The sequence below is a fragment of the Pseudomonas fluorescens genome (assembly GCF_004683905.1).
In the GTDB taxonomy this organism is placed as follows: domain Bacteria; phylum Pseudomonadota; class Gammaproteobacteria; order Pseudomonadales; family Pseudomonadaceae; genus Aquipseudomonas; species Aquipseudomonas putida_A.
Genome location: NZ_CP038438.1, coordinates 2,365,482 through 2,378,983 on the forward strand (window position 1 = coordinate 2,365,482; position 13,502 = coordinate 2,378,983).

At 59.7% G+C, this 13,502-nt stretch carries 13 protein-coding genes; 8 read left to right on the forward strand and 5 right to left on the reverse strand.

What is annotated here, in order from left to right; all coding sequences use genetic code 11:
* Positions 1–17: 17 nt before the first annotated feature.
* Positions 18–1,451, reverse strand: coding sequence for a heavy metal sensor histidine kinase (locus E4T63_RS10605; RefSeq protein ID WP_135295433.1), 1,434 nt, complete (start codon positions 1,449–1,451; stop codon positions 18–20).
* Positions 1,448–2,122, reverse strand: a complete 675-nt coding sequence (locus E4T63_RS10610) for a heavy metal response regulator transcription factor (RefSeq protein ID WP_003223767.1) — start codon at positions 2,120–2,122, stop codon at positions 1,448–1,450. Before E4T63_RS10610 ends, E4T63_RS10605 begins: the two co-directional genes overlap by 4 nt.
* Before the next feature lie 539 nt (positions 2,123–2,661).
* Here E4T63_RS10610 and E4T63_RS10615 point away from each other — a divergent pair.
* The 8 genes from E4T63_RS10615 to E4T63_RS10655 all read left to right on the forward strand — a co-directional run bounded on the left by E4T63_RS10615 (position 2,662) and on the right by E4T63_RS10655 (position 11,026).
* Positions 2,662–3,909: a TolC family protein gene (locus E4T63_RS10615; protein WP_135295434.1), complete on the forward strand. Its 1,248-nt coding sequence runs from the start codon at positions 2,662–2,664 to the stop codon at positions 3,907–3,909.
* A 49-nt stretch (positions 3,910–3,958) separates the two neighbouring features.
* Positions 3,959–5,152, forward strand: a complete 1,194-nt coding sequence (locus tag E4T63_RS10620; protein ID WP_135295435.1) for an efflux RND transporter periplasmic adaptor subunit — start codon at positions 3,959–3,961, stop codon at positions 5,150–5,152.
* Between the two features lie 15 nt (positions 5,153–5,167).
* The gene (locus E4T63_RS10625; protein ID WP_135295436.1) at positions 5,168–8,317 is read left to right on the forward strand and encodes a CusA/CzcA family heavy metal efflux RND transporter; all 3,150 of its coding nucleotides are present in this window, start codon (positions 5,168–5,170) and stop codon (positions 8,315–8,317) included.
* A gap of 212 nt (positions 8,318–8,529) precedes the next feature.
* Positions 8,530–8,730 (forward strand): co-regulatory protein PtrA N-terminal domain-containing protein, encoded by a 201-nt coding sequence (locus tag E4T63_RS10630; RefSeq protein WP_098968143.1) that lies wholly within the window; start codon positions 8,530–8,532, stop codon positions 8,728–8,730.
* Positions 8,731–8,796: 66 nt separating this feature from the next.
* Complete coding sequence (locus E4T63_RS10635) at positions 8,797–9,129, forward strand: DUF2790 domain-containing protein (protein ID WP_135295437.1); 333 nt, start codon at positions 8,797–8,799, stop codon at positions 9,127–9,129.
* Positions 9,130–9,586: 457 nt separating this feature from the next.
* Positions 9,587–9,967 (forward strand): DUF6124 family protein, encoded by a 381-nt coding sequence (locus E4T63_RS10645; protein ID WP_095138906.1) that lies wholly within the window; start codon positions 9,587–9,589, stop codon positions 9,965–9,967.
* Between the two features lie 289 nt (positions 9,968–10,256).
* Positions 10,257–10,547, forward strand: a complete 291-nt coding sequence (locus tag E4T63_RS10650) for a DUF1778 domain-containing protein (RefSeq protein WP_041073246.1) — start codon at positions 10,257–10,259, stop codon at positions 10,545–10,547.
* Entirely contained in the window at positions 10,505–11,026 is a 522-nt protein-coding gene (locus E4T63_RS10655) for a hypothetical protein (RefSeq protein WP_135295438.1), read from the forward strand. The genes E4T63_RS10650 and E4T63_RS10655 overlap by 43 nt, the downstream gene beginning before the upstream one ends.
* A 159-nt stretch (positions 11,027–11,185) precedes the next feature.
* On the opposite strand, the gene E4T63_RS10660 is transcribed toward E4T63_RS10655, so the two are convergent.
* The 3 genes from E4T63_RS10660 to E4T63_RS10670 all read right to left on the reverse strand — a co-directional run bounded on the left by E4T63_RS10660 (position 11,186) and on the right by E4T63_RS10670 (position 13,339).
* On the reverse strand, positions 11,186–12,511 hold the full coding sequence (locus E4T63_RS10660; RefSeq protein ID WP_135295439.1) for an OprD family porin: 1,326 nt from the start codon (positions 12,509–12,511) through the stop codon (positions 11,186–11,188).
* A gap of 173 nt (positions 12,512–12,684) precedes the next feature.
* A complete protein-coding gene (locus tag E4T63_RS10665) occupies positions 12,685–12,999 on the reverse strand; it encodes a helix-turn-helix domain-containing protein (RefSeq protein WP_027614657.1) in 315 nt (104 codons plus the stop codon).
* Positions 12,989–13,339, reverse strand: coding sequence for a toxin (locus E4T63_RS10670; RefSeq protein ID WP_135296915.1), 351 nt, complete (start codon positions 13,337–13,339; stop codon positions 12,989–12,991). Before E4T63_RS10670 ends, E4T63_RS10665 begins: the two co-directional genes overlap by 11 nt.
* Positions 13,340–13,502 lie beyond the last annotated feature (163 nt).

A 13,502-nucleotide genomic window follows, 5' to 3' on the forward strand; every position in this document is an offset into this window, starting at 1 on the left:
CCTGAGTACCCCGCAAATCACTGTGGGAGCTTGCCTGCAAGCGATGGGGCCATGGGTGTCGCCGCAGGAAAACCGAGGCGGAACACGGTCATGACACCTGGCAAGCTCTTCACCTCCGCTACCCCCTGATGCAGGCTCATGATCGAGCGCACGATCGCCAGCCCCAGCCCGGTGCTGCCCTGTGAGCGCGAGCGGGCGCTGTCGACGCGGTAGAAGCGGTCGAACAGATGCGGCAGATGTTGCGCCTCGATGCCGGCGCCGGGATTGCTCACCAGCAGTGAAGCCTGCGTTGCGCCTTGCTCGATCAGCAAGGTGATGGTTTTGCCGTTCGGGCAATGACGCAGCGCATTCGACAGCAGATTGGAAATCGCCCGCTGGATCATCAGCCGATCGCCCAACACCGATGCGCTGCCAACAACATTCAAATGAATCTGCTTGTCCTGCGCCGCCAGCGAAAACATCTCCGCGACCTTCGCCGCTTCCTCCTCCAGCGCCACCGATTCAAACGGCGCCAGTGCCGACGGATGACTGACCTGCGCCAAAAACAGCATGTCGGAAACAATCCGCGCCACGCGCTCCAGCTCCTCGGTGCACGACACCAGAACGTCCTGGTATTCCTCGCTCGTGCGCTCGCGCGACAGCGTCACCTGGGCCTTGCCCATCAGGTTGTTGATCGGCGTGCGCAGTTCATGCGCCAGGTCATCGGAGAACTGTGACAACTGCTGCACCCCGGCATCGAGGCGATGCAGCATGAAGTTGATGCCCTGCGCCAGTTCGCTCAACTCCTGCGGCATGTTCACCACCGACAGCCGATGCTCCAGGTCCTGCGTCGAGACCATCGCCGCCACTTTGCGAAACTCGCGCAGCGGCGCCAATCCACGCTGCACCGCGCCCCACGCCGTCAGGCCGATGAACACCAGCAACAGCGGCAAGGCAATCAGCGTCGAGCGCAGATAGGCGCTGAGCAGCGCCTGATCGTGCGCGTTGTCCATCGACAGCAGCACCGGCACGCTGCTGCCGTCCTTGAGCCGAATCAGCTCCGACGCGGTAAGGAACTTCGCACCCTCGTCATCGATGCTGTCGCTATAGGCCAACTGCTCGGTAGTGCCTCGTACTGCGCGCAATTCGGCGCGCGGATCCTTCAGTCCCGAGCCGGATTTGAGCAGCGGCGTACGCAGGTTCGAGCGGTCATAAATCGTCAGCGTCAGGTTGTCGTGGCCCATGACCTGATCGAGCAGAATGTGCGGCTTGCCACTGACCTCATTGGCGTCGACATACAGCGACAGGCTGTGCTCCACCTGCGCCATCTTCTTTTGCAGGCTGTCGCGGGACAGCGCATTCAGCTCATGGGTCAGGGCGAAATAGGCGAGGATCGCCAGGAATACCACCAACAGCGCGCCGAGAATACTTACCGTCAGACCGAGGCGCATCGACAGGCTGGCCGGCCTCATTCTCGCGCCTCCAGCACATAGCCGACACCGCGCAGGGTGTGGATCAGCTTGTTGTCGAACGGGTCATCGATCTTCGCCCGCAAGCGCCGGATCGACACTTCGACCACGTTGGTGTCGCAGTCGAAATTCATGTCCCACACCAGCGAAATGATCTGCGTGCGGGTCAGCACCTCGCCGGACTGGCGCATCAGCAAGTGCAGCAGGGCAAATTCCTTGGTGGTCAGGTCGATGCGCTGCTCGCCACGAAACGCCCGATGCCGGCCCGGATCCAGCTCCAGATCGGCGACTTTCAACACCTGTGGCACTGGGATGTTTTCACTGCGGCGCATCAAGGTGCGCACCCGCGCCAGCAGTTCGGGAAACTCGAACGGCTTGACCAGATAGTCGTCGGCGCCCAGATCCAGACCACGAATCTTGTCCGCCAGCCGCCCGCGCGCGGTGAGCATCATCACCCGCGTCGAGTGGGTGCGGCGCAGTTGTTCCAGCACGCCCCAGCCGTCCAGTTCCGGCAAGTTCACGTCGAGAATGATCAGGTCATAGGCCTGCTGTTGCGCCAGATGCAATCCATCGGCACCGGTGGCGGCGTGGTCAACGATATAACCACTTTCGGTCAAACCCTGATGCAAGTATTCGGCAGCTTTAAGCTCGTCCTCGACGACAAGGATTCGCATGATCTATCACCACTTTTATTTAATGGATATCTAATTAAGGCATACCCCTCACCCTAACCCTCTCCCCGAGGGAGAGGGGACTGAATGCGGGATATTTCAGAACTACGCCAACGTGAAAAAAATTTTACTGAATCCATAATCGACTTGATGTAACAGGTCGATAAAAAACGCGAGACACTTCGGTCGGCCCCTCTCCCCCCGGGAGAGGGCTGGGGTGAGGGGATGTCCGCAACGATAAAGGTTGTAGCGGCTACAGGGTCAACAACCCAATGCTTTAAACCGGGGCTGTGCGACAGTCCGCCGCAGCGCGGACCACGTGATTCTCGTAAGTTTGATTCCGACAAGTACTGTTCAGCAGTTAACTACCGAGTATTTGTTTCTATGTATTGCGGCAAAGCCGATTGCACTTCGCATCCTAGAACAAAACAACTTTGCCAAACCGTGGATAACGGATTTGTAATGTTCCAGTCACCTTGTCGATAAGTTCAAAACCCTAACGTGGCGGCATCGAAAAATCCTGAATTAAAGGAAGTCCTCCATTGCCCGGTTTAATCGAACTGACGGCGCGATCACGCCTGAACAAAACCGCCAGCGGCCTCTTGTTGCTGGCGAGCAGCAGCCTGGCCAGCGCATCGACCCTGACGCTGGATCAGGCGCTGCAAAGTGCCTTAGCCGGCAATCCCGATCTTGCCGCCGCGCAGTGGGAAATCGGCATAGCCGAGGGCGACCGCCAACAGGCCGGACTGATCCCCAACCCCGAGGTGTCGTGGGAAGCCGAAGACACCCGGCGCAACTCGCGCACCACCACGGTGATGCTCAGCCAGCCGATTGAACTGGGCGGCAAACGCGGCGCGCGCATCGATGTCGCCAGCCGTGCGCAGGACGCTGCCGGTATCGAACTGGAGCGCAAGCGCAATGCCTTGCGCGCCGATGTGATTCAGGCGTTCAACAGCGCGCAAACCGCGCAGCAACGCTTGCAGCTGTCGCGTCAGTCACTGCAACTGGCCGAGCACGGTGTGCGCGTTGCTCAGGGGCGGATCGAGGCCGGTAAATCGTCGCCGGTCGAAGGCACGCGAGCACAGGTGCAGCTCTCGGAAGTGCGCCTGGAGGTGAGCCGCGCCGAACGCGATCAGGCCAATGCCTATCAGCAACTGGCGCAGGTCATGGGCGCACCGTTGCCGACCTCGACCAACGTGCAACCCGCCACGCAAAACCTCGCCACGCTGCCGCCGCCCGGCCGTTTGCTCGAGCGTCTGAACCAGACCGCCGAGCTGCGTCTGGCGAAACTGCAGATCGATCAGCGCGAAGCCTCGTTGGGCCTGGAAAAGTCGCAGCGCATTCCCGATCTGACCGTGAGCATCGGCAGTCAGTACAGCGAAACCGAGCGCGAACGGGTCAACGTGGTCGGGCTGTCGATGCCGATTCCGCTGTTCAACCGCAATCAGGGCAACGTGCTCGCCGCCGCACGCCGCACCGATCAGGCGCGGGATCTGCGCAACGCCACCGAGCTGCGTTTGCGCACCGAAGTCCAGACCAGCCTTGAGCAATGGCAGACCGCCAACGGCGAAGTCAACGCGTTCAACCAGACCATCCTGCCTGCCGCACAAAGCGCAGTGGACAGCGCCACGCGCGGTTTCGAAATGGGCAAGTTCGGTTTCCTCGACGTACTCGATGCCCAGCGCACCCTGATCGCTGCGCGCAGCCAATACATCCAGGCCGTCAGTGAGGCGACCGACGCCCGCGTGCGCCTCGAACGGATCTACGGCGACCTCAGCGTCAGCCCTTGAATTTCACTTTTCAGACAACTGCGCGATGGCACGGCGCAGAGGAGTTTCCATGGATAAAAAACTGATGGTGGTCGCGGTGGCGACCTTGGCGCTGGGCATTGGCCTCGGTTCGATGTGGCCGGCCAATTCAAATATCGACGCGCATGCCGATGAGGCCTCCGAACACGCCGATCACGCCGAGGAGGGCGCTGCCGCCGAAGGCGAACATGCCGAAGAAGGCCACATCGAATTGAGCGCCGAGCAGATCGCCGCCGCAGGCATTCAACTGGCCGAGGCGCGGGCGCAGAGCATCAGTCTTGGCCTGTCGTTCCCCGGCGAAGTGCGCTTCGACGAGGACCGCACGGCACACGTCGTGCCGCGCGTGCCGGGGGTGGTCGAGTCGGTCGCGGTCAACCTCGGGCAAACCGTGAAGAAGGGCCAGTTGCTGGCGGTGATCGCCAGTCAGCAGATCTCCGATCAGCGCAGCGAACAGGCCGCCGCGCAACGTCGCTTGGCGTTGGCGCGTACCACCTACGAGCGCGAGAAAAAGCTCTGGCAGGACAAGATTTCCGCCGAACAGGATTTCCTCCAGGCAAAGCAAGCGTTGGAAGAGGCGGAAATCGCCATGAACAACGCCCGGCAAAAAATCAGCGTGCTCAGCGGCAGCGTGGTCGCCACCGGCGGCAATCGCTACGAACTGCGCGCACCGTTCGATGGCGTGGTGGTGGAAAAACACCTGACGCCGGGCGAGGTGGTCGATGAGACCACGGCAGCGTTCACCCTCTCGGATCTGTCGCGGGTGTGGGTCACGTTCGGTGTCTCGCCCAAGGATCTGACCAAAGTGCAGGTGGGCAAACCGGTGACTGTCAGCGCGCCTGAGTTAAAGGCCGAAGTGACCGGCAGCGTGGCGTACGTCGGCAGCCTGCTCGGCGAACAGACCCGCACCGCGACCGTGCGCGTGACCGTGGAAAACCCTAAAGGCTCGTGGCGCCCGGGGCTGTTCGTCACCGCGCGGGTCGCCACCGAGAGCCGCCAGGCCAAAGTCGCCGTGCCGGAAACCGCGATCCAGACCGTCGAGGACAAACCCACGGTGTTCGTGCGTACCGACGACGGCTTCAAGGCGCAGGCGGTGGAACTGGGCAGCCGTGCCGCCGGCCACGTGGAAGTCACTCAAGGGCTGGAACCGGGCGTGCAAGTCGCCAGCGCCGGCAGCTTCGTCCTCAAGTCGGAGCTGGGCAAAGCCTCAGCCGAGCACAGTCATTAATTCTGGAAGGTTCCCATGTTCGAACGCCTGATCCAGTTTGCCATCGAGCAGCGCATCATCGTGCTGCTCGCCGTTCTGCTCATGGCCGGCCTCGGCATCGCCAGTTATCAAAAACTGCCGATCGACGCCGTGCCCGACATCACCAACGTCCAGGTGCAGATCAACACCGGCGCCGCCGGGTTCTCGCCGCTGGAAACCGAGCAGCGCATCACTTTCCCGATTGAAACCGCGATGGCCGGTTTGCCGGCGCTGGAGCAGACCCGTTCGCTGTCGCGCTCCGGGTTGTCGCAGGTTACGGTGATCTTCAAGGACGGCACCGACCTGTTTTTCGCTCGCCAACTGGTCAACGAGCGTCTGCAGATCGCCAGGGAGCAATTGCCTGAAGGCGCGGAAGCGGTGATGGGGCCGATTTCCACAGGTCTCGGTGAGATCTTTTTATGGACGGTGGAAGCCCAGAAGGGCGCGCTGAAGGACGACGGCAGCGCCTACACGCCGACCGATCTGCGGGTGATTCAGGACTGGATCATCAAGCCGCAGTTGCGCAACGTGCCGGGCGTCGCCGAGATCAACACCATTGGTGGTTTCGCCAAGGAATATCAGATCGCGCCGGACCCGAAACGCCTCGCCGCGTACAAGCTCACGCTCACCGATCTGATCACCGCGCTGGAGCGCAACAACGCCAACGTCGGCGCCGGGTACATCGAGCGTAGCGGCGAGCAGTTGCTGATCCGCGCGCCGGGGCAAGTGGCGAGCACCGAGGATATCGCCAACATCGTCATGGCCAATGTCGATGGCACGCCGATCCGGGTGAAGAACGTCGCCACCGTGGAAATCGGCCGTGAGTTGCGCAGCGGTGCGGCCACAGAAAACGGTCGCGAAGTGGTGCTGGGTACGGTGTTCATGTTGATCGGCGAGAACAGCCGCACCGTTTCGCAAGCGGTGGCCAGGAAGCTGGAACAGATCAATAAATCCCTGCCGCAAGGCGTGATCGCCGTGCCGGTGTACGACCGCACGCACCTGGTCGACAAAGCCATCGCCACGGTGAAAAAGAACCTGATCGAAGGCGCGATTCTGGTGATCGCGATTCTGTTCCTGTTCCTCGGCAACATCCGCGCCGCGTTGATCACGGCGATGGTGATTCCGCTGTCGATGCTGTTCACCTTCACCGGGATGTTCAGCAACAAGGTCAGTGCCAACCTGATGAGCCTCGGCGCGCTGGACTTCGGGATCATCGTCGACGGCGCGGTGGTGATCGTCGAAAACACCCTGCGTCGTCTGGCGCATGCGCAGCAGCATCACGGCCGTTTGTTGACCCGCGCCGAGCGTTTCAAGGAGGTCTTTGCCGCGGCGAAGGAGGCGCGACGACCGCTGATTTTCGGCCAGTTGATCATCATGGTCGTGTACCTGCCGATCTTCGCCCTGAGCGGCGTCGAAGGGAAAATGTTCCACCCGATGGCGTTCACCGTGGTCATCGCGCTGCTCGGTGCGATGCTGCTGTCGGTGACCTTCGTGCCGGCAGCGATTGCGCTGTTCGTCACCGGCAAGGTCAAGGAAGAAGAGGGCGTGGTGATGCGCGGTGCACGTCGGGTGTATGCGCCGGCGCTGGCCTGGGTCATGGCCCATCGCACGGTGGCCGTGGGCGCGGCGTTGGGCGTGATCGTGCTCAGCGGCGTGCTCACCAGCCGCATGGGCAGCGAGTTTGTACCGAGCCTCAGTGAGGGGGATTTTGCCCTGCAAGCGCTGCGCGTGCCGGGCACCAGCCTGACGCAATCGGTGGACATGCAGCAGCGTTTGGAGACGCTGATCCTGGCCAAGGTGCCGGAAGTCGAGCGCGTGTTTGCCCGCACCGGTACCGCCGAAATTGCTTCTGATCCAATGCCGCCGAACATCTCCGACAGCTACGTGATGCTCAAGCCGAAGGACCAATGGCCAGACCCGAACAAGTCCCGCGAAACCCTGATGGCCGAGTTGCAACAAGCCGCCGCGACGTTGCCGGGCAGCAACTATGAACTGTCGCAGCCAATCCAGTTGCGCTTCAACGAACTGATCTCCGGTGTGCGCAGCGATGTCGCGGTGAAGGTGTTCGGCGATGACATGGACGTGCTCAACGCCACGGCAGCGAAGATCGCGGCGGCGATGCAAAAGGTCAACGGCGCCTCTGAAGTGAAAGTCGAGCAGACCACCGGGTTGCCGGTGCTGACCATCAACATCGACCGCGACAAGGCGGCGCGTTACGGGCTCAACGTCGGTGATGTGCAGGACACCATCGCTGTGGCAGTGGGCGGGCGCCAGGCCGGCACCTTGTACGAGGGCGATCGGCGCTTCGACATGGTGGTGCGTTTGTCCGACGCGATGCGCAAGGACATCGACGGCTTGTCGGCGTTGCTGATTCCGGTGCCGGCGCTGAGCGGTACGGCGAATCAGATCGGGTTTATCGCGCTGAAGGACGTCGCCAGCCTCGATCTGGTGCTCGGGCCGAACCAGGTCAGCCGCGAAAACGGCAAGCGTCTGGTGATCGTCAGCGCCAACGTGCGCGGTCGGGATATCGGCTCGTTCGTCAGCGAGGCCGGTGCGCTGATCGAGCGTGAGGTGCAGGTGCCTGCCGGTTACTGGACCAGTTGGGGCGGGCAGTTCGAACAACTGCAATCGGCGGCCAAGCGCTTGCAGATTGTGGTGCCGGTGGCGTTGCTGCTGGTGTTCGGATTGCTGTTCATGATGTTCAACAATCTGAAGGACGGGTTGCTGGTGTTTACCGGGATTCCGTTTGCCTTGACCGGCGGGGTGATGGCGCTGTGGCTGAGGGATATTCCGTTGTCGATTTCCGCTGGCGTGGGGTTTATCGCGTTGTCCGGGGTGGCGGTGCTCAACGGTTTGGTGATGATCGCGTTCATTCGCAATTTGCGCGAGGAAGGGCGCTCACTGACGGAGGCAATCAACGTCGGCGCGCTGACGCGCTTGCGGCCGGTGTTGATGACCGCGCTGGTGGCGTCGCTGGGGTTTATTCCGATGGCGCTGGCGACCGGCACCGGCGCCGAGGTGCAGCGGCCACTGGCAACCGTGGTGATCGGCGGGATTCTGTCCTCGACGATCCTCACGTTGCTGATCTTGCCCGCGCTGTACCAGATCGCCCATCGCCGGGATGAGGACACCGTACCGTCTGAGTAGGTGATCTCCTGTGGGAGCGGGCTTGCTCGCGAAGAGGCCGTGTCAGTCGACATCAATGTTGGATGACACACCGCTTTCGCGAGCAAGCCCGCTCCCACATGGGTTCCGTGCACTGATCCGGCAGATAACGGATATGTAATTCCCCCGCCACCGTCACGAAAGGTGCGCCTTGTTACCTTGATCCCGTCAGCTACTTAAACGAGGAATCAACCATGAAATTCGCCCAACTGAGCACCTTCGCAGCCGCCCTGATGCTGTCGTCCCTGGCCATGGCCGAAGGCGGCGGTGACCGCACGTTCGACCGGATGATGACCGCCAATGATCGCGCCGTGGAGCTGTTCGTGACCAAGGAACAGGCCCGCGACCCGGTCGTCGTCAACGAGAAGAAAGACGCCAGCACCAAAGACCTGTAAGCCCGGCGCACTGGAACAAGCCCGTTGTCGTGTGCCGATGCCGGGCTTTTTTACGGAGGAGTAAACATGCAGTTGATCAAATGGATGACCTTCGCCGGCGTCATGGCGATGTCGGTAAATACACTGGCTGAAGGCGGCGGCGATCGCACTTTCGAACGTGCTTTCAGCGCCAACGCCAAAGCCATGGAGCAATACGCCGCCGAGCGCGGCAAAGCGGCGCCGGTGGTCAAGGAATATGAATACGGCATGAAGCTCGACGTGGTGAAAATCGTCAGCGTGGTGAAGCCGCAGCCGGCTTGCTCGGTGGTCCCTACCGCTATGACCTACGAAGACTCGCAAGGGCAACTCAACACCCTCAGATACAGCGTGGCCGGCGTGTGCCGCAACAGTGGTGGCTAACCAACACCTAATCCCTGTAGGAGCTGCCGAAGGCTGCGATCTGTTGATCTTGGTCTTCAAAGTCAAAAGATCGCAGCCTTCGGCAGCTCCTACACGGGGCACATTTTCAGTATCACGATCTGTATTTAGATTCGGAATGTTTAAAGGTTGTGTGGGAAAAGCTGAACCTTCCCACAATGTTTTCAGGTTGTCCCTCGGACGTCCGCTCTCTAGCCTGTGTGGGTCGCTGCCAAATCAGCGATCGGGATTGGAACCCCGGGACCCAAGAAGCGCAAAAGAGGCTTTCATGACGTATGCTTGCGCACCTTCATGGTGTGCACTCTGTTATGGCGGCTGTGCGCGGGAGACTTCGAGTCTGCCGGGTTTTCTCTGGTCCCCGGGTTCCAACCTGCGTACAGCTGCCACCCATCGCGTGGAACCGAATGGGCCAGCTCCACCGCAAGACTGGAGATACACCATGAAAAAGCCAACACCCAATCCGCCCGAAGCGAACGCTGCTGCAGACCCCGATCCAACATCCCCCTACGCCGCCATCGACACCCACAAACTCCACGAAGCCGCCGAGCGCGCCCTCGACTACTACCTCAAGCCCGCAGCGCCCATCATGGCCACGCCTTACACCGCCAACGCGCTGTTTCTGGTCAATCCCAACGCCGACACCGAATCCCTGCTGGCCAACGCCTGCGAATCCCTGGCCTCGGCCACGGTGATGCTCGGCGACTTCGCCGCGTTGCTGGAGGGCACGCATCGCAAGACGCTGCTCGGCATCGCTCAGGTGGTCATGCTCGGTGAACTGGCGGTGAACAAAGCGCTGGATAACGTGGAAGTCGCGACGTAGGCGAAGTTCCTTTGATGAGGATCCTTTTCTCGCCAGACCTGAATAAAATGACCGTGTATCTGAAAGCTATACGCGTATATGCATTAGCTACACGGTCGGTATAGAATCGACTCCGAAGTCGCTCTCATGGCTTCGCACCTCAAACGTTAGATCTCACGTTAAGAGCATGGCCTAAACCTCTCCGGGCCACTCAAGGAGTCAGAAAATGAAAAATAAACAAAAGCTGATGTGCTAACGCCATAAGGAGGCTCCAGCTCCAACATCACCTACCCAGATGGGAAACAGAACAATGTCCACAACTGAAAGCGTTGAAAAATCCAAACCCGTTCCAATCAACATGAGAGCGGACGAAAAGAAACGTAATCTGATCGATTTGGCAGCCGCCATGTCTGGTCGTGATCGCACAAGTTTTATCCTGGAAGCTGCCTGCCAAAAAGCTGAAGAGGTGATTCTGGATAAACGACTGTTCCTTCTCGACGACAGCGCATTTGACGCATTCGAACAGGCTATTGAAGCCAATCCGGCTCGAGGTAACGAATGCCTGCACCAACTGCTCGCTCGTCCAAAACGTTGGAGTTGACCGCGCCCGAGAAGCTCAACGACCAACACGAACTTGATGCCTTCGATTCTGGTGAGGTGACCATTGACCAATACCTGCAGAGGAAGGCGCGAAAAGCCCAATCCACCAAGCAGGCTGTTGTGTACGTCAGTTGCCTCAAAGGCACGTCGAATGTGATGGCCTACTACACGCTATCCAGCGGATCAGTCGCCCGCGCCAGCGTCATGCCGAAAAGCCGTCAACGCAACTCGCCCAGTGTCCATCCGGTAACTCTATTGGGACGTATGGGCGTAACACGGGAAGCTCAAGGCCAGGGCTTCGCCATCGATTTACTGCAAGATGCGATTGAAAGAGCTCTCAACGCGTCTCAGTCGATCGGATCCAGCGCGATAATTGTTCGTCCCTTGAATGATCGGCTGTCGAGCTTTTATATCAAGTACGCGGGATTCATTCCGTGCCCCGACATTTCCCCTATAACACTGATGCTGCCTTTACGCTAAAAGCTTGGATTAATCAGCTATCCGCCAGGTTGTCTCGATAGCGGGTTGATTATGTCGCAACCGCAGAGCAAAAAAGGCGCCCCGAAGGACGCCAAAAAATTCACCTCTGACCAAAGGAGCAAGGAGCTTCTAAAGGTGAATGGTATTGCTCGGGGAAACTCAGAGAATCGCCAACGGATACTCGACGATCACCCGCACTTCATCCAGGTCCGACTCGAACGCCGTGGCACGGGTGGTGGCCTGGCGCAAACGCAGCGACAGGTCTTTCATCGAACCGCTCTGCACCACGTATTTGACTTCGATGTCGCGCTCCCAGCGCTTCTGGTCGGTCAGCGGATTGCCTTCGGCATCGCGGCGCATGTACACGGCGTTGGCGTTGGAATAGTCGGCGTCGGTGCCACGTGCGTAACGGGTCATGAACGACAGACCGGGTACGCCGTAAGGGCTCATGTCGAGGTCGTAGCGCACCATCCACGAACGCTCCTTCGGTGAGTTGAAGTCGCTGTACTGGATCGAGTTGTCGAGGAAGATCGAGTCGGACTGGCGCAGGTAATCGAAGTCGTCGTTGCCGTTGTTGCGCTGATGGGAGAGGGCGACGGAATGGGCGCCGAGCTTCACGCCGACGCGGCCGCTCCAGATGTTGTTGTCGAACTGGCCAAGCAGTTGTTTGCCTTCGTCGACCGCCTTGTAATAGTTCAGGCCGCCGAACAGCGACAGGTCGTCCGCCAGCGGATAGGTCCAAGCGGTGCCGGCGTAATACTGATTCCAGGCATCCTTGAGACGACTGGAGTACAGGCTGAAACTGAGGTTCTTGTTCAGCACGTAGTCGCCCCCGCCATAAGCGATCCACGGCGAATTGACCGGGCCGGCGTAGAACGTGGCGAAATTTTCGCGCATGTCGCTGGACACCGGTTGGCTCATCGCATGCAAACGACCGCCCTGAATCGACAGACCGTCGATGCTGGTGTTGGTCGCCGTCACACCGCGAAAGCTTTCCGGCAGCAGGCGCGAATCACCTGCGGCCACCACCGGGTTGGCCGGGAACACATCACCGACCTTGACCACGGTATCGAAGGCCCGCACTTTGGCGGCGCCACCGATCTTGGTGTATTCATCCCGCGCCTGGCCGTCACGGTTGACCGGCAGCACATCGAACGAACTGCGCCCGCCGTTGCGGCCGTCACCGGTGTCGAGTTTCAAGCCGAGCATGGCAAATGCATCCACACCGACCCCGACGGTGCCTTGGGTGAAACCGGATTCGAACTTGCTGATCACCGCATGCGCCCAGGCTTCGGAATAACCGTTGCCGGTGGGGCTGGACTGGCCGTTGCGATGATCACGATTGAAGTAGAAGTTGCGGTTGAGCACCGTCAGGCTGCTGCCTTCGACAAAGCCTTCGGGCTTGTCTTCTGCAAACACCATGGACGGCCCGGAGCCGAGCACCACCGCTAAAGCGGCCATCGACATTTTTGTATTGTTAACCATCAAACACTCCTTGGGTTCGGCAGAACGGGAACGTGCGTCGGCGTGGTTTTATTGTTCGGCGGGGCAGGGCCCGCCGGCATTGGTCGCCGGGTCACATCGTTGCAAGCTGCGGATAACGCCAAGGTGATGGGGGAATTACAATTTCGTCATGTGGCTGGAATCAAAACCCCGTGTCAGGTCAGGGCTGCGAGTTGTTCGATTGTCTGTGGAAAACGCTCGACCAGACGGATCAGGGTTGTGGCCTGAGCATTGGGCGTAGCTCGTCCTTGCTCCCAGTTCTCGAGCGTTCGCGTATTGGTGCGTAGATACATCGCGAAAACTGACCGGGAAAGATTAAGTTGCTGACGGATGGCTATCACTTCCTCAGCAGTGATCGGCATCAGTTTTGGCAGCTGAACCTTATGGGTACGCAAGGTGATTTTGCCTTGGCGTTCATCGGCCAGTGCTTCCAGTCCATCCATCAGTTCGGAAAAAATGTCACGTTTCATAGTGGCTTCTCGCGTTGAGTTCTCTATCCAGTGTTTTTCTGAAAAGCTTTTTCTGGGCAGGCGTCAAATCGTCCTGCTCGTTTTTGTTGAAGACGGTAAAGAGCCAGAACTGATCGAAGCCTGGCCACCAGTAATAAATCACTCGTAATCCGCTGCGCTTGCCTTTCCCTCTTCGTTGGTCGCTGAAGCGAATTTTACGAAGCCCGCCTGTGTCCTCGATGAGATCGCCCGCTTCCGGATTTTTCAGCAACTCCAATTGAAAGCTGCGAAACAGATCGTCATCCAGATAGTCGTCTCGGTGCTTCTGAAACACAGGCAATTCGATAAATAGAGCATCCATGTTCTGTACGCTACCTACGTATAGTGTTGTCTCGATAATCGAATCGGTCAAGGCCTCCAGGCCGTCCTTTTCGTCCCTTTTTGAACGGTAGACGCCGGTCGTAAAAACACCTGTAGGACGAATCGACGAGTGTGGTGAGAACGTTCGATTGAGTAGCGAGGAG

What these genes read in the sequence shown, in the direction of transcription:
- E4T63_RS10605 (WP_135295433.1), bottom strand. Translation starts at nt 1,451, where the DNA reads ATGAGGCCGGCCAGCCTGTCGATGCGCCTCGGTCTGACGGTAAGTATT.
- E4T63_RS10610 (WP_003223767.1), bottom strand. Translation starts at nt 2,122, where the DNA reads ATGCGAATCCTTGTCGTCGAGGACGAGCTTAAAGCTGCCGAATACTTG.
- E4T63_RS10620 (WP_135295435.1), top strand. Translation starts at nt 3,959, where the DNA reads ATGGATAAAAAACTGATGGTGGTCGCGGTGGCGACCTTGGCGCTGGGC.
- E4T63_RS10625 (WP_135295436.1), top strand. Translation starts at nt 5,168, where the DNA reads ATGTTCGAACGCCTGATCCAGTTTGCCATCGAGCAGCGCATCATCGTG.
- E4T63_RS10630 (WP_098968143.1), top strand. Translation starts at nt 8,530, where the DNA reads ATGAAATTCGCCCAACTGAGCACCTTCGCAGCCGCCCTGATGCTGTCG.
- E4T63_RS10635 (WP_135295437.1), top strand. Translation starts at nt 8,797, where the DNA reads ATGCAGTTGATCAAATGGATGACCTTCGCCGGCGTCATGGCGATGTCG.
- E4T63_RS10645 (WP_095138906.1), top strand. Translation starts at nt 9,587, where the DNA reads ATGAAAAAGCCAACACCCAATCCGCCCGAAGCGAACGCTGCTGCAGAC.
- E4T63_RS10650 (WP_041073246.1), top strand. Translation starts at nt 10,257, where the DNA reads ATGTCCACAACTGAAAGCGTTGAAAAATCCAAACCCGTTCCAATCAAC.
- E4T63_RS10655 (WP_135295438.1), top strand. Translation starts at nt 10,505, where the DNA reads ATGCCTGCACCAACTGCTCGCTCGTCCAAAACGTTGGAGTTGACCGCG.
- E4T63_RS10660 (WP_135295439.1), bottom strand. Translation starts at nt 12,511, where the DNA reads ATGGTTAACAATACAAAAATGTCGATGGCCGCTTTAGCGGTGGTGCTC.
- E4T63_RS10665 (WP_027614657.1), bottom strand. Translation starts at nt 12,999, where the DNA reads ATGAAACGTGACATTTTTTCCGAACTGATGGATGGACTGGAAGCACTG.
- E4T63_RS10670 (WP_135296915.1), bottom strand. Translation starts at nt 13,339, where the DNA reads ATGGATGCTCTATTTATCGAATTGCCTGTGTTTCAGAAGCACCGAGAC.